At 57.6% G+C, this 25,190-nt stretch carries 19 protein-coding genes; 6 read left to right on the forward strand and 13 right to left on the reverse strand.

The genetic code is table 11. From position 1 onward, the window contains the following. The first annotated feature begins 161 nt into the window (after positions 1 to 161). Together rhtA and AWM69_RS03140 are read left to right on the forward strand one after the other, a co-directional pair. Positions 162 to 1,061, forward strand: coding sequence for a threonine/homoserine exporter RhtA (gene rhtA, locus AWM69_RS03135; protein WP_131652900.1), 900 nt, complete (start codon positions 162 to 164; stop codon positions 1,059 to 1,061). Positions 1,062 to 1,216: 155 nt separating this feature from the next. Then, positions 1,217 to 1,498: a hypothetical protein gene (locus AWM69_RS03140; RefSeq protein WP_218725747.1), complete on the forward strand. Its 282-nt coding sequence runs from the start codon at positions 1,217 to 1,219 to the stop codon at positions 1,496 to 1,498. Positions 1,499 to 1,553: 55 nt separating this feature from the next. On the opposite strand, the gene AWM69_RS03145 is transcribed toward AWM69_RS03140, so the two are convergent. Further along, positions 1,554 to 3,374 carry an aminopeptidase P family protein gene (locus AWM69_RS03145; RefSeq protein ID WP_218725748.1) on the reverse strand — a complete coding sequence of 607 codons (1,821 nt, stop codon included), beginning with the start codon at positions 3,372 to 3,374 and terminating at the stop codon, positions 1,554 to 1,556. A 59-nt stretch (positions 3,375 to 3,433) separates the two neighbouring features. Next, positions 3,434 to 4,603: a cysteine desulfurase family protein gene (locus AWM69_RS03150; RefSeq protein WP_218725749.1), complete on the reverse strand. Its 1,170-nt coding sequence runs from the start codon at positions 4,601 to 4,603 to the stop codon at positions 3,434 to 3,436. 336 nt (positions 4,604 to 4,939) lie between these two features. Here AWM69_RS03150 and AWM69_RS03155 point away from each other — a divergent pair, with 336 nt between their 5' ends. Beyond that, complete coding sequence (locus AWM69_RS03155) at positions 4,940 to 6,043, forward strand: sigma-54-dependent Fis family transcriptional regulator (RefSeq protein ID WP_218725750.1); 1,104 nt, start codon at positions 4,940 to 4,942, stop codon at positions 6,041 to 6,043. Positions 6,044 to 6,089: 46 nt separating this feature from the next. Here the strand turns inward: AWM69_RS03155 and sfnG are convergent, their stop codons facing one another. Then, on the reverse strand, positions 6,090 to 7,190 hold the full coding sequence (gene sfnG, locus AWM69_RS03160) for a dimethylsulfone monooxygenase SfnG (RefSeq protein WP_218726003.1): 1,101 nt from the start codon (positions 7,188 to 7,190) through the stop codon (positions 6,090 to 6,092). 243 nt (positions 7,191 to 7,433) lie between these two features. Between sfnG and AWM69_RS03165 the strand changes: the two genes are divergently transcribed. Next, positions 7,434 to 8,213, forward strand: a complete 780-nt coding sequence (locus tag AWM69_RS03165) for a TSUP family transporter (RefSeq protein ID WP_131652894.1) — start codon at positions 7,434 to 7,436, stop codon at positions 8,211 to 8,213. Here AWM69_RS03165 and nudC read toward each other — a convergent pair. The 5 genes from nudC to gnd form a co-directional block, all read right to left on the reverse strand. Continuing rightward, positions 8,181 to 9,011 carry an NAD(+) diphosphatase gene (nudC, locus tag AWM69_RS03170; RefSeq protein WP_218725751.1) on the reverse strand — a complete coding sequence of 277 codons (831 nt, stop codon included), beginning with the start codon at positions 9,009 to 9,011 and terminating at the stop codon, positions 8,181 to 8,183. The genes AWM69_RS03165 and nudC overlap by 33 nt on opposite strands. Before the next feature lie 45 nt (positions 9,012 to 9,056). Next, the gene (locus tag AWM69_RS03175) at positions 9,057 to 9,869 is read right to left on the reverse strand and encodes a crotonase/enoyl-CoA hydratase family protein (RefSeq protein ID WP_218725752.1); all 813 of its coding nucleotides are present in this window, start codon (positions 9,867 to 9,869) and stop codon (positions 9,057 to 9,059) included. Between the two features lie 123 nt (positions 9,870 to 9,992). Further along, positions 9,993 to 10,811 (reverse strand): Cof-type HAD-IIB family hydrolase, encoded by an 819-nt coding sequence (locus tag AWM69_RS03180; protein ID WP_218725753.1) that lies wholly within the window; start codon positions 10,809 to 10,811, stop codon positions 9,993 to 9,995. Then, positions 10,808 to 12,334, reverse strand: coding sequence for a glucose-6-phosphate dehydrogenase (gene zwf / locus AWM69_RS03185; protein WP_218725754.1), 1,527 nt, complete (start codon positions 12,332 to 12,334; stop codon positions 10,808 to 10,810). Before zwf ends, AWM69_RS03180 begins: the two co-directional genes overlap by 4 nt. Then, positions 12,331 to 13,311 carry a phosphogluconate dehydrogenase (NAD(+)-dependent, decarboxylating) gene (gene gnd, locus AWM69_RS03190; RefSeq protein WP_048379501.1) on the reverse strand — a complete coding sequence of 327 codons (981 nt, stop codon included), beginning with the start codon at positions 13,309 to 13,311 and terminating at the stop codon, positions 12,331 to 12,333. The genes zwf and gnd overlap by 4 nt, the downstream gene beginning before the upstream one ends. Before the next feature lie 377 nt (positions 13,312 to 13,688). Between gnd and AWM69_RS03195 the strand changes: the two genes are divergently transcribed. Together AWM69_RS03195 and AWM69_RS03200 are read left to right on the forward strand one after the other, a co-directional pair. After that, positions 13,689 to 15,431 carry a phosphoethanolamine transferase CptA gene (locus AWM69_RS03195; protein ID WP_131652888.1) on the forward strand — a complete coding sequence of 581 codons (1,743 nt, stop codon included), beginning with the start codon at positions 13,689 to 13,691 and terminating at the stop codon, positions 15,429 to 15,431. Positions 15,432 to 15,590: 159 nt separating this feature from the next. Then, on the forward strand, positions 15,591 to 17,834 hold the full coding sequence (locus AWM69_RS03200) for a TonB-dependent siderophore receptor (RefSeq protein ID WP_218725755.1): 2,244 nt from the start codon (positions 15,591 to 15,593) through the stop codon (positions 17,832 to 17,834). A 52-nt stretch (positions 17,835 to 17,886) separates the two neighbouring features. Here AWM69_RS03200 and AWM69_RS03205 read toward each other — a convergent pair whose 3' ends face one another. From AWM69_RS03205 to AWM69_RS03225, 5 genes are all read right to left on the reverse strand, one after another. Beyond that, positions 17,887 to 18,372: a GNAT family N-acetyltransferase gene (locus AWM69_RS03205; RefSeq protein ID WP_131652886.1), complete on the reverse strand. Its 486-nt coding sequence runs from the start codon at positions 18,370 to 18,372 to the stop codon at positions 17,887 to 17,889. A gap of 57 nt (positions 18,373 to 18,429) precedes the next feature. Next, a complete protein-coding gene (locus AWM69_RS03210) occupies positions 18,430 to 21,693 on the reverse strand; it encodes an ATP-binding protein (RefSeq protein ID WP_218725756.1) in 3,264 nt (1,087 codons plus the stop codon). Beyond that, positions 21,694 to 22,320 carry a response regulator transcription factor gene (locus tag AWM69_RS03215; protein ID WP_048379492.1) on the reverse strand — a complete coding sequence of 209 codons (627 nt, stop codon included), beginning with the start codon at positions 22,318 to 22,320 and terminating at the stop codon, positions 21,694 to 21,696. Positions 22,321 to 22,616: 296 nt separating this feature from the next. After that, positions 22,617 to 23,333 (reverse strand): MgtC/SapB family protein, encoded by a 717-nt coding sequence (locus AWM69_RS03220; RefSeq protein ID WP_131652884.1) that lies wholly within the window; start codon positions 23,331 to 23,333, stop codon positions 22,617 to 22,619. A 441-nt stretch (positions 23,334 to 23,774) separates the two neighbouring features. Continuing rightward, positions 23,775 to 25,112: a lysine N(6)-hydroxylase/L-ornithine N(5)-oxygenase family protein gene (locus AWM69_RS03225; RefSeq protein ID WP_218725757.1), complete on the reverse strand. Its 1,338-nt coding sequence runs from the start codon at positions 25,110 to 25,112 to the stop codon at positions 23,775 to 23,777. Positions 25,113 to 25,190 lie beyond the last annotated feature (78 nt).

The following is a 25,190-nucleotide window of genomic DNA, read 5'->3' on the forward strand; positions in this document are numbered from 1 at the left end:
CGTAGAATTTTGGAGTCAAGCATTAATCAAAACTATTGTACGTAGCTGCTATATAGATAGAAGCAACCGAAGGTTGCGCACTATATTGCACATCGCGCATTAGTTAAGCATGATGCTCAACTCGACCTCTAGCCCTCCAGACCCCCAGGCTCTCTACGTAAATGACTAAGCTCTCCCATAGCCTCTCGTCGACGCTATTACCTGTCGGCTTACTGCTGATCGCCATGGCCTCGATACAATCCGGCGCATCTCTGGCCAAAAGCATGTTCCCGATTGTGGGCGCCCAGGGCACAACCACCCTGCGCCTGATATTTGCCAGCATCATCATGCTGCTGATACTGCGGCCCTGGAGAGCAAAGTTCACCGCAAAATCCCTGAAGACCGTCATTGTTTACGGCGCAGCCCTGGGAGGGATGAACTTCCTCTTCTATATGTCATTGCGCAGTGTGCCACTGGGCATTGCTGTGGCACTGGAGTTCACAGGGCCTCTGGCCGTTGCCATTTACGCCTCCCGCAGACTGATCGACTTTATCTGGATCGGTCTGGCTATCACCGGACTGCTATTGCTCATACCCACAGGTGATAGCACACAAGGGATTGACCTGACAGGTGCCAGCTATGCATTGGGCGCGGGTGTCTGCTGGGCGCTATATATCCTTTTTGGGCAAAAGGCCGGAGCTGACAACGGTGTTCAAACAGCAGCCCTGGGCGTGATGATTGCCGCCCTGTTTGTGGCGCCCATCGGAATAGTTCACGCCGGGTCAGCGTTATTGACTCCAGGCTTGATCCCCATCGCCATTGCTGTAGCCCTATTGTCGACCGCCCTGCCCTACACACTCGAGATGGTCGCTCTGACACGCATGCCCACCCGCACATTCGGCACGCTGATGAGCATCGAGCCGGCCTTTGGCGCCCTCTCAGGCTTGTTGTTCCTGCACGAGGTTCTGTCTTTCGCTCAATGGATGGCCATCTCTTGCATCATACTGGCCTCGGTCGGTGCGACGTTAACGATGCGCAACCATTCAAAACCCATTATTGCGGACAAAAACTCACCTGTTTGACACAGTTCTGGTAATTGACTCTTATTTAAGCGATGTTTATCCCTCGTAAGATCGCCTGGGGTGGTTTCAGATAAGGCTATCGACAAGATCCATCAGAAAGATGGCTGACAGATACGCGCATCCCGCAAATCCGACGCAAACGCTTAAGGACAGGAATGAAACGATTTTTGGTAGCTTTGGCCGTGCTAGCTTTAACCGGCTGTGCTGCAACCTCGGAAACCTCTGTCAGGCACGGCAAAAGAGGCTTGCATATCAACTGCTCTGGACTGTCCTCATCCTGGAGCAAGTGCGACGCCAAAGCTGTCAAGGCCTGCGGGAAGAAGGGTTACCGGGTGATCGCCAAATCGGGTGACTCGGCCGAAGAGCCGGGTGACTATCCTTTCGGGTTGAACCCTGCCGGTTACACCAGCCGCAGCATGATTGTCATCTGCAAGTAAGCACCCATCCCTGTCGCGCAGTCGATCGAGACAACTGCGCAACAAGGGTGCGGTATCAAGCGGTGATCGAAAGCGGTACGGTTCTGGCCAGCAACCACTCCAGCGCAGCCCCTTCAAGCAACGGGCTCAAGCGGGCACGAACCTGTGCGTGATAAGCATCAAACCACTCCAGCTCTTCACCCGTCAGCAGCGACGGCTCCAGGCAGCGCGTATCGATCGGGCACAGGGTCAAGGTTTCAAAGTTCAAGAACGCCCCGAACTCAGAGGTGCCCGCCTCACGATTCAATACCAGGTTCTCGATTCTCACGCCCCAACGGCCAGGACGATATGTGCCTGGTTCGATGGAGGTGATCATCCCCGGCTGCATGGCCGTATGCGCTGCAGGAGCTGCCTGGTAGGCGATGACCTGAGGCCCCTCATGGACGTTCAGGAAATACCCGACCCCATGCCCGGTGCCGTGTCCGTAGTCGACACTCTCTGCCCAGATTGGCGCCCTCGCGATGGAGTCCAGCAAGGGCGACAGGATGCCTTTGGGGAATTGCGCCCTGGACAAGGCAATCACGCCTTTGAGCACACGGGTACAATCGCGCTTTTGCTCATTGCAGGGCGTACCGACAGGCACCATTCGGGTGATATCGGTGGTTCCCCCCAGATACTGCCCACCGGAGTCGATCAGCAGCAAACCGTCGCCCTCAATCACGGCATGTTCCTGCTCGGTCGCGTGATAGTGCGGCATCGCGCCGTTGGCATTAAAGGCCGCAATGGTATTGAAGCTCAGCGATACAAACCCGGGACGTCGGGCTCGTTCTGCAGTCAAGCGCTCATCAATTGTCAGTTCCGTGATGCGCTCGCGCCCCAGGGCAGTTTCAAGCCATGCGAAGAATTCGCACAGTGCGGCGCCATCTTGCTCCATGGCCTGACGAATATGAAACGCGTCATCGAGGCTCTTTTGCGACTTGGCCAGAGTGGTCGGGTTCACCCCCTCAACCAGCTTGACCTCATCTTGCAGGTGACCGAGCAGCCCGCAGGTCACACGCGCCGGGTCCACCAGCAACCGGGTCGATGAAGGCAATGCCGCCAGCGCCGCATTGATCTCGTTGTAGTCACGCAGCTCCACGCCATCCCGCTCAAGTGTCTGCTGCAGTTGCGCATTCACTTTGCCCGGGTCCACGAACAAGGTAGCCCGCCCCGACTCAACCAACGCAAACGAAACAAACACCGGGTTAAAGGAGACGTCCGAGCCCCGCAGGTTAAATAACCAGGCGATATCATCGAGGGTGGCGATGAAATGTGCGTCAGCATCACGTTGCTTGAGCGTTTCCCGCAGCCTGGCCAGCTTTTCGACCCGGCTTACCGTGGCCTGTGGTGGCAGATGCTCAAAAAGCGGGCGAACAGGAAGCCCGGGGCGATCCTCCCAAACCTGGCCCAGCAGATCCAGATCGGTCCGCAAAAAAGCACCACGCGCCTTGAGCTTGCTTTCCAGTGTTCGCGCCGACGCCAGCGCAAGTACCGCACCGTCAACCGAGACGGTCGCGCCCTCAGGCGTCTGTTCGGCCAGCCACTCCAGAGGGCCGGGCTGACCGGGCAGCAACTTGACCAGTTCGATTGTGCTGCCGCCAAGCTCTTTTGTGGCTTGCTCCCAGTAACGGCTGTCGGCCCATAGCCCGGCAAAGGTCGGGGTCACGATCAGCGTCCCGACCGAACCCTGGAACCCTGACAGCCACTGGCGGCCCTGCCAGTACGCAGGCAAATACTCCGAAAGATGGGGGTCGGCCGAGGGCACCAGCAGTGCATGTATACCGTGCTGGTTCATCAATGCACGGGTACGCGCCAAACGCGACACCACCGCTTCCGTGTTCAACAACTGAGTACTCATCCTGTCTCCTGCTGACAGCCACTGCTGATTATTGTTCGTCATGAATGATGGAGCAGACGCTAGGACTCGGCAACCGCCCAGAAAGGTGTCGGCGCCGTGATCGCTGCCTTGATTGCCTTTACCGCTTCGTCCACGTCCTGCTCGCGGGTGAAGCGCCCGAGACTCAGGCGAATGGTTCGGCTCGCCTGTTCAGCATCGTGCCCCAGTGCGAGCAGAACATGCGACGGGGCCTTGCTCGCAGAATTGCAGGCGGAAGTCGCCGAATAAGCCAGTTCGGCACTGAGCGCAGCGCTGTTGAAAGGCCCTTTGTCGAACGTCAGGCTCAAGGTATGTGGAATTCGTTGATCTGGACATCCGTTGCAGTGCAAACCCGGCACATCGATCAGCGACTCAAGCAAACGCTGGCGCAGACCTTTGATGTGGCTCAGTTCCTGGGCAAATGATTCACTGGCGACGGCAAAAGCAGCGCCCATACCTGCGATCTGGTGGGTTGCCAGCGTCCCGGAACGCAAGCCTGACTCATGCCCGCCCCCATGCATTTGTGCCTGCAAACGATGCTGAGCACGAGGCCCGACATACAAGGCACCCACCCCTTTAGGGCCATAAACCTTGTGCGCCGAAAACGACATCAGATCCACTGCCCACTCACTCAGGTCGATGGCGATTTTGCCCGCCCCTTGCGCAGCATCGACATGAAACAGCGCACCATGGTCACGAACCCGCCGGCCAATGGCCGGAATATCATTCACTGTTCCCAGCTCATTGTTGACCAGCATCAACGACACCAGCAGGGTGTCTTCGCGCAGTGCCGCACTGACGGCATCGGCACTGACAAGGCCCTTGGCATCGGGGGCCAGATATGTGACCTCAAAACCCGCTTGCTCCAGAAAACGGGCGGTATCCAGCACCGCCTTGTGTTCGATCTGGCTGGTGATGATATGACCGCGCGAGTGGCCGCTGGCCTGGGCAACGCCTTTTAAGGCCAGATTGTTCGACTCGGTGGCACCCGACGTCCAGATGATCTGCTCCGGGCCGGCATTGATCAGCGCTGCAACCTGCTCACGGGCGCGTTCGACCGCATCGCGGGCCTCCTGACCGAACACATGGGAGCCGGAAGCCGGATTGCCAAAATTACCTTCAAACCCCAGGCAATCGACCATCACCTGAATGACACGGGCATCCACAGGCGTGGTAGCAGCGTAATCGAAATAAAGCGGTCGTTTGTTCATGGTGAAAACCCACTTAGCGCGTTCCGGAATCAGGCTGTGCTTGATATCAGGAAAGTGAAGCCACGTTTGAAAGCGGCCATTAGAACCCGATTGAGCGGGACGAAAAAGGCGTGTCTATAAGAAAGACCGTAGGTCCATTCCCAAATCCATGTCAGCTTGGACTCTTGAATATCATCGCCTTATAAAGCGCCCAAAGAGGCCATTTGCGCAAGTCCCATATGCAATAAGGATATATAAATATGGAATTAGGTTAGTTTACGGAATAAACAAATTTCCTTATAAAACACCCATCGGCTTTCCTTTTGTGGGCAGAGCCCCGCGACCAAGGAGCCATGGATGCAGCTTTTAACCTTACCCCCCGCCCCGGCACTCGCCACGTCCATAAGGGCCACCGCCCAAGTGTTCGAAGACCCCGCGTCCAGGGCACTTCTCGCACACATGCAACAAATAGCCCCCAGCGACGCCAGCGTATTGATCATCGGCGAAACCGGCACCGGCAAAGAGTTGGTCGCCCGGCACATTCACCAACTCAGCCACCGCCATCAGCAGCCGTTCGTGGCCGTCAATTGCGGAGCGTTTGCCGAAACCCTGGTCGAAGCCGAATTGTTCGGGCATGAGAAAGGCGCCTTCACGGGCGCACTTGGCGCCAAGGCGGGCTGGTTTGAAGAGGCGGATGGCGGCACCCTGTTTCTCGACGAGATCGGTGACTTGCCGCTGCCGATCCAGGTAAAACTGCTACGTGTCCTGCAAGAACAGGAAGTGGTCAGGCTGGGCTCACGCAAAAGCACACCGATCAATGTGCGTGTGCTGGCAGCCACCAACGTGAATCTGGAGCAGGCCATCGATGCCGGGCATTTTCGAGAGGATCTGTATTACCGGTTGAATGTCATCCGCCTGAAACTGCTACCGTTACGGGAACGCCCGGGAGACATCTTGCCGCTGGCCCGGCACTTCCTGCAAACCTATCGCCAACGGCTGTCCCATGGCCCCACCCTGCTGAGCGGGGGCGCTGAAGAAGTCCTCAGGCATCATTCCTGGCAAGGCAATATCCGCGAGCTGGAAAACGTCATCCACCACAGCCTGCTACTGTGCCGAAATCAGACCATCACCGTTCAAGACCTGCGTCTTTCGCAATCTCGCTCCAGACGCCAGGATCATCCCGCTCAGCCTCAAGTCCCGGACACGGCTCAAGCGTTGTTGCAACGTGCATTCCAGCGGCTGTTCGAAGAAGCGCCAGGTGCGCTGCATGAATCCGTTGAAGACGCCCTGTTACGGGCGGCGTACATATTTTGCCATCACAACCAGGTGCACACAGCCAAGCTGCTGGGGTTAAGCCGCAATGTTACGCGTGCGCGCCTGGTCAAACTCGGCGCCCTGTCAGTTAACACACGTCAGCCTATAGCCAGTTCCGGCTCCTCCCCTGTGCAACAATCGGTCTGAAGGCGCCAGCAGCAGCTTATTACGACAGCTGCTGCTGAATTCGGCTTCAAGCTGCTGCAGATTCTTTGAGCCGACGCGCTTCCAGCTCACGAACCAACGGTAAAACCCGACGCCCGAAATATTCGACCTCTTCCTGAAAATGTAAAAAACCTGCCAGCACCAGATCCACGCCCAAGGCGTTGAGTGCCACGATTCGTTCGGCAATCTGCTGCGGGGTGCCGATCAAGTTGGTTTTGAATCCATCGTTGTACTGAACCAGGTCCTCGAACGTTGACTTGGCCCAGTTGCCCTCCCCTTCAAGCGAAGACTTGCCTGCTTGCTTCGCCGCATCTCCAAAGGCATGGACCGCCTCGACGTCGGCACTGTCGATGATCGCCTGCAAGACCCCACGCGCTTCTTCCTCGGTGTCACGGGCAATGACAAAAGCGTTAACCCCGATTTTCACTGAATGCTGATGGGCAGCCGCCTTGGCCCGAATGTCGTCGACCTGAGTCTTGATGCCTTCGGGTGTATTGCCATTGGTGAAATACCAGTCCGATACCTGCGCGGCCATGTCACGCGCCGCCCGCGAGCTGCCTCCCTGAAATATTTCAGGGTGCGGAACGGCCAGTGGTTTGGGTTTAAGGGTGTAGTTGTTGATTCGATAGAAGTCGCCCTTGAACGTGAAGTTGTCCTGGGTCCAGATCCCCTTGAGTACTCGAATGAACTCTTCGGAGCGACGATAGCGTTCATCGTGTTCCAGCCAATGCTCGCCGATGGCCTGGAACTCTCCTTTGAACCAGCCACTGACAATATTGACCGCGATCCGCCCCTGCGTCAGTTGATCGATGGTTGCCAACTGCTTGGCGGCCAAGGCCGGTTTCCACGGCCCGGGAAGGATCGCCGCGATCACCTTCAAGTGCGTAGTGGCCGCCAGCAAGGCGTGGCTGAACGCTACGGATTCATGCTGGAACTCGGCACCATAGCCTGCAGTAAAGCGGATCTGGGTCAATGCATAGTCAAAACCGGCGGCTTCTGCCAACTGCGCCAGCTTTCGGTTGTAATCGATGCTCCAGCTGGTGCGTTGCTCAATTTTGCTCACGACCAGGCCGCCGCTGACATTGGGCACCCAGTAGGCGAATTTTATGGCTTGCTGACTCATTGGCATGCTCTCGACATCAAGAAGGTGTCCTGTCAACAGAGCAGCATCCGTGCCAGCCGGGCGCAACAGCCTGTAAACCGGCGCCTGTCTGAACCGGGCTGCCATGTTTTACAACTGTTTGCTGGTGCACTGTTGGTTGAGCAACACGTGAAACCCGTAAAAGGCTTGTCGCCGCTCTACGGGGTTATCGGTAAGATGTCGCTCTACCCGCGCTCAGCGCTGTACGTCCCGCCGAATTAAGTCGAGCCCATGCCTTTTGAACTCAGCGTTGATTTGACCACCCTTGCCATTCTGGCTGCCGTTGCTTTCGTTGCCGGTTTTATCGATGCCATTGCCGGCGGCGGAGGTTTGCTGACCACACCTGCGCTGCTGACTGCAGGCTTGCCACCGCACCTGGTGCTGGGCACCAACAAACTCAGCTCAACCTTTGGTGCGGCCACTGCCAGTATCACCTTCTACCGGCGCAAGCTGTTCCATCCCCGGGAGTGGAAGCTGGCTATTTTCGGCACCCTCGCAGGTGCGCTGATCGGCGCCATCGTTGCCCACTACATGCCCGCCGAATGGCTCAACAAAATGTTGCCGGTGATTGTCTTTGCCTGCGGCGTGTACCTGTTGTTTGGCGGTACACCGAAAACCCCCATCGACAACGATGCGCCCATCAAGAAGAAATGGCAGCTGCCGCAAGGGTTTAGCCTGGGATTTTATGATGGTGTAGCCGGGCCGGGGACGGGCGCATTCTGGACCGTCAGCAGCATGCTGATGTACCCGATCGACCTGGTGAAGGCCAGCGGCGTCGCCCGCAGCATGAACTTCGTCAGCAACATCGCAGCGCTGTCGGTGTTCATTTTCTCGGGACACGTCGACTGGGTCATCGGCCTGACCATGGGTTTTGCCGTGATGGTCGGTGCTTTCTTTGGCGCTCGCAGCGCAATCAGCGGCGGGGCGAAGTTCATTCGCCCGGTGTTCATTACCGTAGTATTGGGGCTGACAGTGCGCCTAGCCTGGCAGCACTGGTTCGGCATGGCCTAGCCGACGCGCCACATACAGGTCGATGAGATAACGCGCAATCGAGCGCGATGCCGGCAACGGCGGCAACCGATGCACATTGAACCACTGAGCATCTTCGATCTCGTCGGCCTGGGGCACAATATCGCCCCCGGCATATTCAGCATGAAAACCCAGCATCATGGAGTGCGGAAACGGCCAGCACTGACTGCCCATGTACTGAATGTTCCTGACCTCCAGTTGCACTTCTTCACGCACCTCGCGAATCAGGCACTCCTCGGCTGATTCCCCAGGCTCGGCAAATCCCGCCAGCGTGCTGTACACCCCCGGTACAAAACGTGGCGAACGGGCCAGCAGCACTTCATCGCCGCGGGTGATCAATACAATCATGCTCGGCGAGATCCGCGGATAGCTGCGCATCTCGCACACCGCGCAATGCATTGCACGCTCCGTTGGCACCTGGACCATCAACCGGGCGCAGCTGCCACAATAACGGTGCTCCCGCGCCCACGTGCCAATTTGTGCAGCATATGCCAGCACCCGGTACAGGGTGTGATCGCCTTCAAGCATAAAGGCCCGCAACCCCTGCCACTGACAGCCTTCAACCTGCGTCGCGTGCTCCAGTTCCAGCAGGTACACCGGCTCGCCGTCCAGGTGCCCAATGCCATGCTCTGCCAACACGGGCAGCTCCTGGCGCTTGAGCCATTCCCTGGGGAACAGCGGGCCATTGCCGTCAATCAGAAAACCCTCAGGGCCGCGCGCCACCGCCCAGCCGCCGAGGAGTTCTGTGTCCAGTACTGCCGTGGTCCAACGCGGTGTCATTGAAACGATCCTTGATCAGGGTTGAAAGCAGACGCCGGGAAAACGTCAATCCAGAAATTCAGCTTTTTGTTTGGTCATATGCGCGGTCATGGCCAACCGCAGATCGTCGGACTGAAGCATGGCGGCGTTCCACGTTGCTACATACTCCAGCCCGTCGTCGACGCGATGATCGCGCATGTAGCTGATCATCTGTTTGGTGCCTGCGACGGCAATCGGTGACTTGCCGGCAATCACCCGCGCAATCTCCATGACGCCTTCAAGCAGGGTTTCGCCTGTGCTGTAGACCCGGTTCACCAGTCCGATGGCACGTGCCTCATCGGCTGCGACCATGCGTCCGGTATAAGCCAGCTCCCGCAGCATGCCATCACCGATGATGCGCGGCAAACGCTGCAGCGTCCCCACATCGGCAGCCATGCCCATGTCAATTTCCTTGATTGAAAACTGCGCATCTTCGGCCGCATAGCGCATGTCGCAGGCTGCAATCAAGTCAATCGCACCGCCCAGGCAATAGCCTTGAATGGCAGCCAGAACGGGTTTCCGGCACTGATCGACGGCATTGAATGACGCCTGCATGTGCACAATCTTGCGGCGCAGCAACCGGGCGTTACGCCCTACGTCCTTACCCATCTCGTTGGCCACCGAGGCCAGCAGCATCAGGTCGATACCGGCCGAGAAGTGCTTGCCGGCGCCGCTGAGCACCACCACCCGCACAGCATCGGTTTCATCGATCCACTGAAAGATCTCGACAATCTCGCTCCAGAACGCCGCATTCATTGCATTGACCTTTTCAGGTCGATTGATCTGCACGTGGGCGATATTGCCTTCTAGCTCAACCTTAAAAGCCTGGTAGTCGGACATAACCTGAATCCTTTTGGGGGCGCTGTCGCCGGTCAATAAGCGCCGGACTATAACAAGGGCTGCCAGCGCCAGGCAGGCCGTGATTACGCCATAATCCGGACAGAATGACCTGCCGGACGCGGCTCAACCCTCCAGGATCAAACGCTCGATGACCTGAGCGACACCGTCTTCGACGTTGCTGCCGGTCACATGCATCGCTTGCTCGCGCACCTGCGGCTCGGCATGCCCCATGGCGATCGAAAGCCCGGCACACTTGAACATGGCCGGGTCGTTGCCGCCATCTCCGATGGCCAGCGTGCGCGCCAGGGGCACATTCAACAGCTCTGCCAGCGTGACAAGCGCATCGCCCTTGTTGGCACGAATCGCCGTGATATCCAGATAGCAGGCCTGTGAACGGCTGGCGGATGCTTGCCCGCTCAACAGCGGCTGCAAACGCTGCTCGAGGTCCACCAAGAGCGCGGCATTACGGCTGGCGGCGACAATTTTATGCACGCCGTGCAAGTAGGGTTCAAAGCTCGTGACCACACGCGGGCCGTAGCCCAGGCCCCGCTGTTCTTGGCTCACCATCTCGCCCAGAGGATCGCGCAACAGCCACTCATCATCCGCAAACAGCCACACTTCCACATCATGCCCGGCCAGGAGCGCCAACGTCTGCAACACGGCTTCATAGGGCACAGGATTCGACTGCAGATAACTGCCATCGGGGTTGACCAGGATCCCGCCATTGAAGCCGGCGATCGGCAGTTCAATGCCCAATTGTTCGACGTGCTCGCGCATGGCCCGGGGCGGTCGCCCGCTGGCCAGCGTGAAATGCACACCCGCCGCCTGCAACGCCTTGACCGCCGCCAGGTTGCGGGGGCTGATACTGTGGTCGGGCAATAACAGGGTGCCATCCATGTCAGACAGCACCAGTTGAATCGAGTCGTCCTTCACGCCACTCATCCTATGTTCAGCCAGACCCGACCATCACGAGCCAGCAGTTCTTTAGCTGCCTGCGGACCGTCTTGGCCGGCTTCGTAGGGATGCACGTCATCCTTGTTTTCGCGCCATGCATCCAGAAACGGTTGCACCGCCTGCCAGCCGTTCTCGATGTTGTCGGCGCGCTGGAACAAGGTTTGATCGCCCGTCAGGCAGTCGTAGATCAGCGTTTCGTAGCCTGTGGAAGGCTGCATTTCGAAGAAGTCCTTGTAAGCAAACCCCAGCTCGATATTCGTCATCTTTAATCCGGGGCCCGGGCGCTTGGCCTGGAGATCGAACCACATGCCTTCATTGGGCTGGATCTGGATACGCAAATAGTTGGGCTGCAGGCGTTCGACTTCAGTGTCGCGGAACTGTGCATAAGGTGCAGGTTTGAAACAGATCGCAATTTCGGTATCGCGGGCACTCATGCGTTTGCCCGTGCGCAAGTAAAACGGCACACCGACCCAACGCCAGTTATCGATCATCACCTTGAGCGCTACAAAGGTTTCCGTGGTGCTGTCGGGGGCCACGTTGCTCTCTTCGTGATAGCCCGCGACCGGCTTGCCACCTGACTCACCCCGGGTGTATTGACCGCGGACCGAGTTTTTCAGTGCATCGCCCTTGGACCAGGGGCGAATAGCGCCAATCACCTTGGCCTTTTCACCGCGTACCGCATCCGCGCCAAATGCAGCGGGCGGCTCCATCGCCACCATCGCCAGCAACTGGAACAAGTGATTGGGCAGCATGTCGCGCAAGGCACCGGTGTTTTCGTAGAAACTGCCACGTGTTTCGACTCCGACGGTTTCAGCCGCGGTGATCTGCACATGGTCAATGTAGTGATTGTTCCAGAAAGCTTCAAAGAGCCCATTGGAAAAGCGGCTGACCAGGATGTTCTGGACGGTTTCCTTGCCCAGATAATGGTCAATCCGATATATCTGCTTTTCGCTCATGGCTGTCAGCAGGCAAGCATTCAACGCTTGTGCTGTCTGCACGTCCGAGCCAAAAGGTTTTTCAATGACTACCCGGCGAAATGCATCCGGGGTTTCTTTGAGCAGCCCGCTGGCGCCCAGCCGCTGCACCACTTCGCTAAAAAAGCGCGGCGCAGTGGCCAGGTAAAACACCGCATTGCCGGTGCCGCTGGCGAAGATTTTCTGTTCCAGCGCCGCATAGGTGCTGTCATCCAGAAAGTCGCCCTGCACATAGCTGATGTTTTTCGCCAACGAGGCCCACAAATCGGCATTCAAGCCTTGGCCATCGGGATGATCCACTTTGCTGGAGACTTCATTGCGAATGAAGTCCTCCAGCTTTTTGGCAAAACCTTCATCACTGATCGCATTGTGGTCAACGCCCACAATGCGCAGGCCGTCGTCCAGCAAACCGTCTCGACTCAAGTTGTACAACGCCGGCATCAGCAGGCGCTTGACCAGATCACCATGGGCTCCAAACAGAAACAGCGTGGTGGGCGGTGCGGGCTTAACGTCGGGTTTACTGGACAGTTCGGTCATTTTTTAGGCGTCTCCACATGGCCGCCGAAACCAAAGCGCATGGCCGACAACAATTTGTCGCCATACAGGCTCTGCTGACGAGAACTGTAGCGTGCAAACAAGGCGCTCGACAGTACGGGTACCGGTGTGGATTGTTCCATGGCCGCTTCGATGGTCCAGCGACCTTCACCGCTGTCTGCTACAGCGCCCGAATAACCGTCCAGCGGAGCATCCGTAGCCAGAGCGTCTGCGGTCAAGTCCAGCAACCAGGACGACACTACGCTGCCGCGACGCCATACTTCGGCGATATCGCCCAGGTTCAGATCAAAACGCTGGTCTTCCGGCAGGTTCTCGGAAGTCTTCATTTTCATCAGGTTGAAGCCTTCGGCGTAGGCTTGCATCAAGCCGTACTCAATGCCGTTGTGCACCATCTTGACGAAGTGACCCGCACCCGCCGGACCGGCATGGATATAACCGCGCTCAGCGCGATCATCGTCAGACACACGATCCTTGGTGCGAGGGATATCGCCCATGCCCGGTGCCAGCGTTGCGAACAGCGGGTCCAGGTGTTTAACCACCGCTGTATCACCGCCGATCATCATGCAGTAACCGCGCTCCAGGCCCCAGACGCCGCCCGAGGTGCCAACGTCGACATAGCGCAGGCCCTTCTCGGCCAGCGACTGCGAACGACGAATGTCGTCTTTGTAAAACGTGTTTCCGCCATCGATGATGATGTCATCGGCGTCGAGCAGTTGGCTCAGGGCCTCAATGGTGTCTTCGGTCGGTGCGCCGGACGGCAGCATGACCCATACCGCACGAGGCTTTTCCAGGCTGGCAACCAGCGCAGGCAAGTCGGCTACGCCGGTGGCGCCTTCTTGCTCGAGGGCGCTGACAAAGTCGGTATTGCGGTCAAAAACCACGGTTGTATGCCCATTGAGCATCAGACGCCGTGCGATATTACCGCCCATACGGCCCAACCCAATAATTCCCAACTGCATGTACTGTTGCTCCCAACGACAAATAAATAGGTGTACAGCACCTTAGTGCAACATTGCTCAAGGTGCCCGGCTCAGGGTTAGTCCTGGCACATGGCATATAGTTTCGCACATGCAGCAACCCATATTCGCGCTTCTATACGTAGAACAGACGGACGCGAGCCCTAAAAACTGAAAAAAACATGAAAGTCCACGGCATTGGCAAAAGAATCCATACACCCCAGCGGGCCTGACTTCGCTGTCATGTCTGACAAAGTTTTCACATTCCGTTAGTGATACTTGAACACTTTATGATGGCTGCTCACCCTTGAAGCAGTCTTCCTGTGTTGTGCCGGGCTTTCGGCACCCGCCTATCAAGTGGTTATCAGCTGGAGCGCTGTATGGGGATGTTTAAACGCAGTAACACATCTGCGAAAGGGTTCGACTGGGCCGGATTCGGCTGGCTGTTTTTATTCTTCTGGTACTTCTCTGGCATCACCCAACTGCTGATACAACTCACCGGCACCTCCGGCTTTTCAGGTTTTCGCCAGGCCTTTGTGATGAGTGCCGTGTGGCTGGCCCCCATGCTGCTGTTCCCTGCACGCACCCGAGTAATGGCTGCGGTCATCGGCATTGTGTTGTGGGCCTGTTCCATGGCCAGCCTCGGCTACTTCTTTATCTATCAACAAGAGTTCTCGCAAAGCGTCATCTTCATCATGTTCGAGTCGAACATTTCCGAAGCCGGCGAATACATGACTCAGTACTTTGCCTGGTGGATGGTATTCGCGTTCCTCGCTCACACCGCCTTCGCGATCTTCCTCTGGACTCGCCTGCGTCCGGTCTACCTGCCTCGCGCAAAGGCCTGGGCCGTCGCAATGGGGTTACTGGTGGCCGTGATCGGTTACCCGCTGATCAAGCAAACGCTCAAACACGATACTTTCGCCTCTGCCCTGGAGAGCTTCGAGAGCCGGGTTGAGCCCGCAGTGCCATGGCAGATGGTGGTGGCTTACCGCCGTTACCTGCAGCAACTGGACAGCATGCAAGGCATGCTAGCCAGCGCCAGCAAAATCCCGCCTCTGACCAACCTCAAGGACAACGAAGCCGGCAAGCCCACCACACTGGTGCTGGTCATCGGCGAATCGACCAACCGTCAACGCATGAGCCTGTACGGGTACCCGCGTCAGACCACCCCCAACCTCGACAAACTGCGCGACCAACTGGCCATTTTCGACAATGTGGTAACGCCGCGTCCGTACACCATTGAAGCCCTGCAACAAGTACTGACGTTTGCTGACGAAGAAAACCCCGACCTTTACCTCAGCACGCCTTCGCTGGTCAGCGTGATGAAGCAGGCCGGTTACAAAACCTTCTGGGTGACCAACCAGCAGACCATGACCAAACGCAACACCATGCTAACCACCTTTTCCGAGCAGGCCGACCAGCAGGTCTACCTGAATAACAACCGCAACCAGAACGCCCGCCAATATGACGGAGACGTGCTGGAACCGTTCTCGAAAATCCTGGCCGACAGTGCTCCGCGCAAATTGATCGTGATTCACTTGCTCGGCACCCACATGAGCTATCAGTACCGCTACCCACCGACCTTCGACAAGTTCACCGATCGGACCGGCGCACCGGTTGGCCTGAGCGATGATCAGGTCCCGACCTACAACAGCTACGACAACGCGGTGCTGTACAACGACTTCGTGGTGTCAAGCCTGATCAAGGACTTTGCCAAGACCGATCCCAACGGCTTCCTGCTGTACCTGTCCGACCACGGCGAAGATGTCTTTGACTCTGCAGGCCACGGCACACTGGGCCGGAATGAATCCAAACCGACAGCGCCGATGTACACCATTCCCTTCATGGTATGGGCCTCTCCCAAGTGGCGTGAGAGCCATGCCTGGAATTTTGCCAACGACCTCAGCCGGCCTTACAGCAGCTCGCAGTTCATCCATACCTGGGCCGATATGGCCGGGTTGAGCGCTGACGAACTGGATGACAAGAAAAGCCTGGTCAGCAACCAGTTCGTTGCCCGTCCGCAATTGATCGGCAACCCTTACTCTCGCCCGCAAAAGGCGTTGATCGACTTTAGCCTGATCAAGCCTAAACCGCCTGCTGCAGGCAATATGGCCAAACAGTAAGCCCTCCCCCTGCAGGGCGCTCATACCGCCCTGCCGCCTTTTAGTTCCACCTCAGACACATCAAGAAACAACAATCATTCGCAACAACGCTAACTCCTGCCCTTGTCATTCGTTTGAAGCACTAGACAACTTCACAACAATGACAAGGAGTCGGCAGCGATGTTCGCGCCAATCACCCGTTCCATGACGTTAACCCTCGGCCTCATCACCAGTGCCGCCAGCCCCTATCTGCTGGCGGACACCGATGCCCGGGACGACGTCGATAAAACCCCCGGTTCACTGGAACTGGGCAGCACCCGTGTCACCGCTGACGGCCTGGGAATGACCACCGAAAACACCGGTTCCTACACCACCGGTTCGACCAGCACCGCCACCAAGCTCAACCTGAGCATTCGTGAAACACCGCAGTCCATTTCGGTGGTCACTCGCCAGGAGATGGACGACTTCAACCTCAACACCCTGACCGAAGCCATGCGCCATACGACGGGCGTAGTGGTGCAACATAACGACTCGGACCGTGTCAGTTACTCGTCGCGCGGCTATAGCATCAGCAACTTCCAGATTGACGGGATGCTCAATACCTTCAGTTTCATGAAGTCTGACGCCGACACCATCATCTACGACCGCATTGAAGTGGTGCGCGGGGCCACCGGCTTGACCACCGGCGCGGGTGATCCCTCCGGCACCATCAACATGATCCGCAAACGCCCTACCCGCGAGCTGGCCGCCAAGGCCGGGGTCAGCGGCGGCAGCTATGACGACTATTACAGCTTTGTCGATGTTGGCGGCCCGCTGGCCTTCGACGGGCGCTTGCGCGGCCGTACTGTCCTGGCTTACCGCGACAGTAAGTCATTTCGCGACCACTACGCGCTCAAGCGCGAAGTCGCCTACGGCATTCTCGAAGCTGACCTGACCGACGACACCACCCTGGCGGTGGGTTACGACTATCAGGACAAACAGGTACAAGGCTCATCCTGGGGCACGACGCCTTACTGGACCGGCACCGGTGAAAAAGCCCGGTTTGGCCGCTCAACCAACATGGCCACTTCCTGGAGTTCGTGGCCGATGAAGGACAAGACCGCGTTTGCCACCCTTGACCAGCGACTGTTTGACGACTGGCGTCTGAAAGCGGCCTACACCCATCGCACCAGCGATGCCGAAGGCAAGGTGTATTACGCCGGTGGCGGCTTCCCCAATGCCGATGGCACCGGCATGTCGGCCTACAGCAGCCATTTCATCGGTGACGAGAAAATGACGGCGGTCGACGTCAACATCTCGGGAACGTACCCATTATTCGGGCGTGATCACGAACTGATGGTGGGTTATGGCGAAGCCAAGAATGACAACACCTCACCGTTGATGGTCGACCTCAACCCCGAGGACTACGGCACCATCCCGGACTGGCGCGACATGGGCGGCATTCCCAAATACCAGGACATCAATACCGGCATCCAGGGCAGCCGCGATGTGATCAAGCAGAAGTCCGGTTACCTGGCCACGCGCTTTAATCTGAGCGATGACTGGCACGCGGTGCTCGGTACGCGCTATGGCAGCTGGAAAAGCACCAACGCCAGTACCGAATTCGAAGCAGACAACAAAAGCCTCAAGCACTCAAAAGTCAGCCAGGAACACAACGACATGCTCACGCCTTACGCGGGCTTGTTGTATGACTTCACTGAGGAGCTGACGGCTTATGTGAGCTACACCGATATCTTCAAGCCCACCAGCAACAAGGATGTGAGCGGCTCTTACCTCGAGCCGGTAGTGGGCAGCAACTATGAAGTGGGCCTCAAGGGCAGCTTCCTTGAAGAGCGCCTGAACCTGTCGAGTGCGGTGTTCTGGAGCAAGCAGGACAACGTTCCGGAAGTCGATGCCTCCGTCCCCCGTGGACCGAACGGCGAGGAGTACTACACCTCCGGCGGCAAGGGCAACAAGGTCAAGGGCTTTGAGGTCGAGCTGGCCGGTGAGGTGCTGCGTGACTGGAACATGATGGCGGGCTACACCTATACCCATTCACGCAACGCTGCTGGCCAACGCATGAACACCGCGTCGCCGCTGAACCTGGTGAAAATCTCCACGTCTTATCGCCTGCCCGGCGAATGGCATGCCATGACCGTGGGGGCCGCCGTCAACTGGCAAAGTGATATCTATCGGGCAGCCAACCGCCCGACCGGTGCCAAAAATGATAAAGGCAACCCGATCACCTTCAAGGAAGACATTACCCAGAAGGCCTACACCCTGGTCGACCTGATGGCGCGCTACGAGTTCGACAAGCACGTCTCGGCATCCTTGAACGTCAAGAACCTGCTGGATCAGAAGTACTACGAAAACGTCGGGTTCTACAACGGCGTGTTCTGGGGCGATCCGCGAACCGTCAGCGTAGGCCTGGAATGGACCTTGTAAACCGGTAACCGAAGGCAGGAGCGACCAACCCGCTCCTGCCGACAACAACCCTTTACAGGTATTTGTTCCAGAACAGCATACGGCCGTGGGCCGGGTCGAGCTGCCCGTCGCTGAAACCGAACTTGCGATAAGACGCCTGGGCCACCGGATTGCCTTCGAGCACCTCGAGGGTAATTTTGCAGCAACCGCGCTCACGGGCAATCTCTTCAACCTTGAGCAGCATGCGCTGGCTCAGTCCCAACCCGCGAAATGTGTCCACCACCGACACGTCATGTACATTGATCAAAGGCTTTGCGGCAAAGGTCGAAAACCCCTCGAAACAGTTGATCAGCCCGGCCGCCTCGCCGTTGACAAAGGCCAGGACGCTGAACGCATGCGGGCGTTTGGCGAGCTCGGACGGCAACTGCTCCAGCACCTCTGGCGCCAGCCCTTCACCGCCCCCCATCGGGTCTTGAGCGTAGTGATTCAGCACCTGCCTGAGCGCCTCGGCGTGAACAGGATTGGCATAGTTGGCTTGCACGATCACGACATCCGGCATTGCGCGTATTCCTCGACGATTCACGTCTGTAATGTCCATTGATGACAGCGGCAAACCTTATCGTGCGCGAGCGTAGCGGTCTAGCATCTCGGCCAGGTGCTCCATGGCGCTGTGCAGAGCGTCGACGCAGGCCGTGATTTGCTGCAGATCACCCGCTGCGCACGCCGCTTCCAGTTGCTCACAACACTCAACCAGTCGAGCGGAACGAATCAGCATACCTCCGCCCTTGACCCCATGCGCGAGCGCCGCCAGGCCTTGATAGTCGTCGCGAACAAAGAGCGCCAGCAAACGAACAAGGTCCTCGCTGTTGCTGCTCGCCAGCTCCGCCAACAACCTGTGAACCAGTTGGTCGTCGCCCTGGCTCAATTGGCTCAGGTAGTTCAAATCAATCTCACCGTCCGCTGCAGAATCGTCATTGACTTCGGCCTCTTCCAGCGTGTCCGGTATGCCTGCAGCCAGACCCGTGCTCAAGTCCTTGAGGCTGATCGGTTTGAACAGGCACTGGTCCATCCCCGCTTCCCGGCAGCGTTCGACTTCCTCAGGTTGCGCATTGGCGGTAACCCCCAGAATCAGGCACGGTGCCTGGCCTCGTGCTGCTTCCTCAGCCCGTATGGCACGGGTCAATCCATAGCCATCCATAACCGGCATGCTGCAGTCGGTCACCACCCCGTCGAACGCCCCCGTACGCCATGCTGCCAAGCCCTGCGCACCGTTTTCAGCATCAGTCACGCGGTGCCCCAGATAACTCAGTTGCTGGGACAGCAGCATGCGGTTGGCCGGGTAATCATCCACTACCAGAATATTCAGTGAGCGTGTCTGCACAGGCCCTTCCTGCTCCGCGACCACCACCGCGTGCTCCGGCTCAAGCCGTGGCAACACCAACATGACCTCTACCCGGGTACCGATGCCCAAAACACTGCTCAGCTGCAGCTCGCCGTCCATCATTTCGCAAAGCGTGCGGCTGATCACCAACCCCAGGCCCGAGCCACTGCGAACGGATTGAGTGTTGTTACTGGCCTGTACGAACGGGCTGAACAATCGCCGCTGGTCCACGTCAGAAATGCCCATGCCGGTGTCTGTCACACACACGCGGATCGACACATGACCCTCATCGTGAGCGGGCGCCATGTCGACTGTCAGGCGGATCTGGCCTTTGTCCGTGAACTTGATGGCATTGCTTAGCAAGTTGGAGACAATTTGCTTGAAGCGCATCGGATCGAGCAGTACATCGGTGCTCGCTGCCATGCTGTTCAGCTCGCAAATCAGACTCAGGCGTTTCTGCCGCGCCAGCCCTTCAAACATGTGCATCACGCTTTTTACCAACGCCTGCACATTGGCGCGTTTCGGGCTCAATGACAGGTGCCCCGACTCGATGCGCGCGATATCCAGGATGTCACCGATCAAATCCAGCAGCTCCCGCGCCGAGCCGGATGCCACCTCAATGGCAAACCGGTCCATGACGCCCTGGTCGGCTTTTTTCATGGCCAGCTCCAGCATGCCAATCACCGCATTCATCGGTGTCCGGATTTCATGACTCATGGTCGCCAGGAAGGTGGTTTTCGCCCGGTTCGCTTCATCGGCGCTTTGTTTGGCCGCTTGCAGTTGTTCCAATAACTGCTGGCGCCTGGCGATTGCCCGACGCAAATAGGCAATCCACACCAGGGCAACTAACAGCAGACCCGCCGCGATGGTAAAGCCTCGAACAATCGCGGCGCGGTTGCGCAACCAATAGCTGTCGGGCTGCAACGTATCACTGCGCCAGCGATTGATCAGCGCCCCCATTTCTTCAGGGGGGATACTCAAGAGTGCTTTGTCCAGGAACGAGTTCAACTCAGGCGCATGGCTTGCCGTGGCAAAGCCCACTTGTGCTGGGTATGTCCCCACCGTGCTGGTGATGTGCAACTGCTGGCTAAAGTGTTGGGCAATCAAATAACGCGAACTCAGCAGCGGACTGATCGCCCCATCCGCCTTGCCCTCAGCCACCATGGTCAGTGCCGTCGCCGCAATATCGGCATTCAGCACCTGAACCTGCGGGTAGGTCTGGCGCACAAATTCACCCAGTACATTTCCGCGCACCATGGTCACTCGCTTGCCCGCCATCTGATCCAGCGTGACAGGGTTTTCAGGGCCGATGCGGGTCACCAGCACGAAAGGCGTTGTGACGTAAGGCCGGGTGGGTTGCAGCGCGCTGTTTAGACCCGTTTTAGGGATGAACGCACCCACCAGATCGGCCTTGCCGCTGATGACCAACTGTTCCATAGCTTCAACCGAATCCCCCCGTACCGGATCGAATTGAATGCCCGTACGCGCGCTGATCGTGGCGAGGACATCAGCCACTAACCCTTTGAATGTGCCTTGTTCATCGAAAAACGAAAACGGCAGAAACTGATCATTGATCGCCACTTTCAGGCGCGTATGCTCCCGCACCCAGCGCTGCTCATCGGGGGTGAAATCAAGCCGCCAGCGATTATTCATTTGCGGCCCTTCGGAGCTCCAGCGCCGCAGAATCGTCATCCGTTCACTGGTCGGGATCACGGCCAGCGCCGCGTTCACGGCAGACAGTAACCGCTTGTTACCGCGCCTCAAGGCAAACGTGAACGGGTTGGCCTCCAGCCGTGAAAAGTCTGCCAGCTGCACATTGTTCAGGTAGTTTTTTTTGATCAGGTAGTTCGCACTGATGAAGTCGCCGAGGTAGACGTCCGCCTGACCAAACGCCACGGCCCCGATCGCCGTCAGGGTAGAGGGATACAGTTGCAGCGTGGCATCGGGATAAAATGCGTGAACGCTTTCGGGTGGCAAGTAGTGATCCAGCATCGCCACGCGCAGGCCCGCCAGGTCGTCGGGCAGTTCCTCCCGAGGGCTGATGCGCGTCACCAGGGCGGGCGAATCGTCAGCATAGGCAAGACTCAGTACCAGCCCGGGGTCTGCCGCCTCAAAACCATTGGCACTGCTCAGCAGGTCGATTTCGCCACGCTTGAGCGCGGCTATCGCCAGCGGCCGCGTCGGATAGCACCTGACCTCGATGGGCACATTCAGCAACTGCGACAACAACGCGGCATAGTCAGCGGTCAGCCCTTCGAGTTCCTCGCCGCTGGACGTCAAATCAAAAGGCGGGTAGTCGGGTGCAGAAACACCCAGGCGCAGGGTGCCTTTATGTTTGAGCCATTGCCTGTCAGCGGGTGCAAGTTCCACGCTGTACCCTTCCACGCTTGAACGCCCCAACAGCCCTAGCGTTTGTACAGACGTGTCAGCTATTGCACTGTGCAGCCCGAAAATAAGAAGTAACAGTCCGGCCAGTCCTTGCCACACAAGGACCTTCATTTAAATCAGGTCATTGCGTTTGGCAAAATCTGCCAGATAAACCACCGACTTGATGTTGAGCTTTTCGATCAGGCGCGTTTTGTAAGTGCTGATGGTCTTGCTGCTCAACGTCATGTCTTCAGCGATTTTCTTGTTGCTCAGCCCTCGCGCCAGTTGCTGCAAGATGCTCAGCTCCCGGGCAGACAACTGTTCGATCAGCTCGAGATCGGACAACGTCCCGTCACTGTTGCGCACGGACGTAATGGTCAAGTTGGGGAAAAACATATAACCATCCATGACCACTTTGATAGCCCGCAGCAACTCACTGAGGTCCTGGGTCTTGGAGATGAAACCGGCGGCACCGGCCTTCATGCAGCGCTGTGAATAAAACAGCGGCGGTTGTGAAGTCAGCACCAGTATCCGGCTGTTCAGGCCAGAAGCCTTGATCCGGCTGATCACATCCAGACCATCCAGACCCGGCATCGTGATGTCCAGGATCACCATGTCCACTACATGCTGACGGGCCAGTTGAACCGCATCGATCCCATTGGTCGCTTCTGCCACGACGTTATAGCCCTGGTTTTGCAGGAGCACTTTTACCGCGGAGCGAATCAGCGAATGATCATCGGCAATCAGAACTTTAAACATTTAACCCCCCTGCCATTAACCCGGGCTACTGTTCGTATCGGCTGTATATCTATCGTTTTGAATAGAAACAACATCGCTGAAACGGAGAAAAATGCGCTAATGAATGATAGAAAAATTATAGGATATTTCCTACAAGCTTTCTCGTCACCCGCGACAAAAAATGAAGACTGCATACTGAGAACCGATTGAAATAAAGCCGCGCATAATCGCCATTTGAATCCCGTTTACATGAAGGGATTAATCTACCGAACTTGTAGGACTTTTCTCAAATCTACGAACTTCTGTGCCGCGCCGCCTTACTCTGTCGTGCTTGGGCTCCAGAAAGCCTGAACCACCAGGGTCGACGTCGAGATCCTCGCAATCAGGGCATCCAGTTCATCACCGTCCACCGAGGTCGCGACCAGCGTCGCTTCAATCTCGACGTCATCCTGGCCAAAGGGATGCATATCCAGATCACGTGCCGGGTAATTGCTGCGCTCCAGTTCGGCCTCCAGCAGAGCCAGTGCGGCCTTCTGCTGATGACGTCGGGCAATGACGTAAACCATGTAGGTCACTTCGGACGAGATCACGTCCAGCGGCTGGCGGTTGATGTTGTTCACGATCGGGCGCAACAACGTATTGGCCGCGAGCACAAACAGCGTGCCAAGCAAGGCTTCCACCACCAGGTCTGCACCGGCGCAGGCACCGATGGCGGCTGATGCCCATAATGTGGCCGCGGTGTTCAGCCCGCGGACGTTGCCCTCCTCGCGCATGATCACCCCCGCACCCAGAAAGCCGATGCCGGACACGACATACGCCACCACCCTCACCGCCCCTTCGGCACCGCCCAGGCGGTTGGCCATATCGACGAAAATGGCCGCACCCACCGCCACCAGAACATTGGTGCGCAAACCGGCCGTGCGCTGGCGATACTGACGCTCATAGCCGATCAGCCCGCCCAGAATAAATGCAGCGCTGAGACTGACCAGCGTATCGATCAAGGACGTCAGGTTAATGTTGTTAAGTGCTTGCATGTCGTTGTCCCCGGGCAGCGATACCGCCGCCGGTCGTACGTACGCGCCAGGTCATGAACACAGGCGTGCACGGTGTGTAGCGAGCCGCGAAAACAGGCGATCGCACACGTCGATATAAATGAGAGGACGTCGATGTTCAGGTCAGGACTGACCGATCAGGAGGCCGCTTCTCGCTGTTCAGCAAGAAGCGGCAGGAAAGTCTGCGCGCTAGCTTGCCGAGTAAGTACCGATGAATAGCATCGGAAGATGACTGTCACTCGAACTGGTAACCACTGAAGGGCTCCGCTATTGATGAAAACGCCGGCAGCTTACGCTCGGCGTTTTAGTGAGTAAACCGAAAATCCCTCTCGACCCGGCTGAACCGCAAGGTTCTTCAGCACAGGTTCAGCATGACCCCGCCAATGCCTGTCTGAGAACATCCGAGGGGCACGTTCGGGCGCTTTAGCTGGCGTTGGCCAGTAGCCTTTCGGCCAGTTCGTGGCGCGTGTGGCGGTTCTTGTCATGGGCGTACAGCGAGGCCGAAATGTCTTCGGCCCGAATCGGCAACACAGACAACAGCGTGTCGCTCAGGCCGTGACTGGCCTGGCTGAAACCCTGCATGTAGATCCCGGCCTTGCAACGCTCGTCGGTGATCACCCGATAATCGCGGCCCACCTCGAAGTCACCCAGGTACTCGGCCAACGGTGCCAGCAAATGACGGTGCATTTGCCGCTCATAGCCGGTGGCCAGGATCACCGCATCGTAGACCTGCTCGCTCAATTCACCGCTGGCCGTATTGCGCAGGGCAAGTGTGATGCCCTGCTCGCCCGCCTCAGCGTTTTCGATGCACGTCAGGCTGCGGAATGCATGACGCGCGATGCCTGAAACTTTCTGGCGATAGAAAATCCCGTAAATGCGCTCGATCAGGTCGATGTCCACCACCGAATAGTTCGTGCTCTGGTACTCGGTGATCAGACGCTCACGCTCAGCCGTATTTTGCGCAAACACCAGGTCGGTGAATTCAGGCGAGAACACTTCGTTAACGAATGGGCTGTCATCCGCAGGTTTCAGGGCCGAGCCACGCAGGATCAAATCGACCTGCACCGACGGGTAGCTGTCGTTCAGGTCGATAAAGGCTTCCGCCGCACTCTGCCCGCCGCCGATAATCGCGATGCGCATCGGTTTACCCGACACACAGGACTGCCGGGCCATGCGTTCAAGATAGTGCGAATGATGGAATACCCGGCTGTCATCCTTGAGTGCCTTGAACGCCTGTGGAATACGCGGCGTGCCGCCGGCGCTGACCACCACCGAGCGCGTGGTGCGCACCCATTGCTGGCCCTGGGTATCGCGGGAAATCACGCGCAGCGCTTCAACCTGCTGCTGGTGCAGCACCGGCTCAATGGCCAGCACTTCTTCACCATAACGGCTCTGCGCCTCAAAGTGCGACGCCACCCAGCGCAGGTAGTCATTGAACTCCATGCGGCATGGATAAAAGGTCCCAAGATTAATGAAATCCACCAGCCGACCGTGTGCCTTCAGGTAATTGACGAAGGAAAACGGGCTGGTTGGATTGCGCAAGGTAACCAGATCCTTGAGAAAGGAAATCTGCAATTCACTCTGGCTCACCAGCGTATTGCCATGCCAGCGATAATCGGCCTGCTTGTCCAAAAACAACACGTCCAAGGGGCCCTGAACCTGTCCTCGTTCTTCCAGGGCGATGGCCAGCGCCAGGTTGGAGGGCCCGAAGCCAATGCCGATCAGATCATGAACGACGGACGAAGCGATTGCCTGTGACATTTTCAGTGTCCTCTGGATGACCCCTCAACAGAGGGAAAAAAGCCCGTGACCTGAGTGATCCATGACAGAACAACAGGT

This window comes from Pseudomonas sp. D1HM (assembly GCF_019266105.1).
In the GTDB taxonomy this organism is placed as follows: Bacteria; Pseudomonadota; Gammaproteobacteria; order Pseudomonadales; family Pseudomonadaceae; genus Aquipseudomonas; species Aquipseudomonas taetrolens.

Coding starts and splice junctions, on each gene's coding strand:
- AWM69_RS03180 (WP_218725753.1), bottom strand. CDS start 10,811: ATGAGTGGCGTGAAGGACGACTCGATTCAACTGGTGCTGTCTGACATG.
- AWM69_RS03145 (WP_218725748.1), bottom strand. CDS start 3,374: ATGAGTACTCAGTTGTTGAACACGGAAGCGGTGGTGTCGCGTTTGGCG.
- AWM69_RS03195 (WP_131652888.1), top strand. CDS start 13,689: ATGGGGATGTTTAAACGCAGTAACACATCTGCGAAAGGGTTCGACTGG.
- rhtA (WP_131652900.1), top strand. CDS start 162: ATGACTAAGCTCTCCCATAGCCTCTCGTCGACGCTATTACCTGTCGGC.
- zwf (WP_218725754.1), bottom strand. CDS start 12,334: ATGACCGAACTGTCCAGTAAACCCGACGTTAAGCCCGCACCGCCCACC.
- AWM69_RS03215 (WP_048379492.1), bottom strand. CDS start 22,320: ATGTTTAAAGTTCTGATTGCCGATGATCATTCGCTGATTCGCTCCGCG.
- AWM69_RS03175 (WP_218725752.1), bottom strand. CDS start 9,869: ATGTCCGACTACCAGGCTTTTAAGGTTGAGCTAGAAGGCAATATCGCC.
- sfnG (WP_218726003.1), bottom strand. CDS start 7,190: ATGCCAATGAGTCAGCAAGCCATAAAATTCGCCTACTGGGTGCCCAAT.
- AWM69_RS03165 (WP_131652894.1), top strand. CDS start 7,434: ATGCCTTTTGAACTCAGCGTTGATTTGACCACCCTTGCCATTCTGGCT.
- nudC (WP_218725751.1), bottom strand. CDS start 9,011: ATGACACCGCGTTGGACCACGGCAGTACTGGACACAGAACTCCTCGGC.
- AWM69_RS03200 (WP_218725755.1), top strand. CDS start 15,591: ATGTTCGCGCCAATCACCCGTTCCATGACGTTAACCCTCGGCCTCATC.
- AWM69_RS03225 (WP_218725757.1), bottom strand. CDS start 25,112: ATGTCACAGGCAATCGCTTCGTCCGTCGTTCATGATCTGATCGGCATT.
- gnd (WP_048379501.1), bottom strand. CDS start 13,311: ATGCAGTTGGGAATTATTGGGTTGGGCCGTATGGGCGGTAATATCGCA.
- AWM69_RS03155 (WP_218725750.1), top strand. CDS start 4,940: ATGCAGCTTTTAACCTTACCCCCCGCCCCGGCACTCGCCACGTCCATA.
- AWM69_RS03220 (WP_131652884.1), bottom strand. CDS start 23,333: ATGCAAGCACTTAACAACATTAACCTGACGTCCTTGATCGATACGCTG.
- AWM69_RS03205 (WP_131652886.1), bottom strand. CDS start 18,372: ATGCCGGATGTCGTGATCGTGCAAGCCAACTATGCCAATCCTGTTCAC.
- AWM69_RS03150 (WP_218725749.1), bottom strand. CDS start 4,603: ATGAACAAACGACCGCTTTATTTCGATTACGCTGCTACCACGCCTGTG.
- AWM69_RS03210 (WP_218725756.1), bottom strand. CDS start 21,693: ATGAAGGTCCTTGTGTGGCAAGGACTGGCCGGACTGTTACTTCTTATT.
- AWM69_RS03140 (WP_218725747.1), top strand. CDS start 1,217: ATGAAACGATTTTTGGTAGCTTTGGCCGTGCTAGCTTTAACCGGCTGT.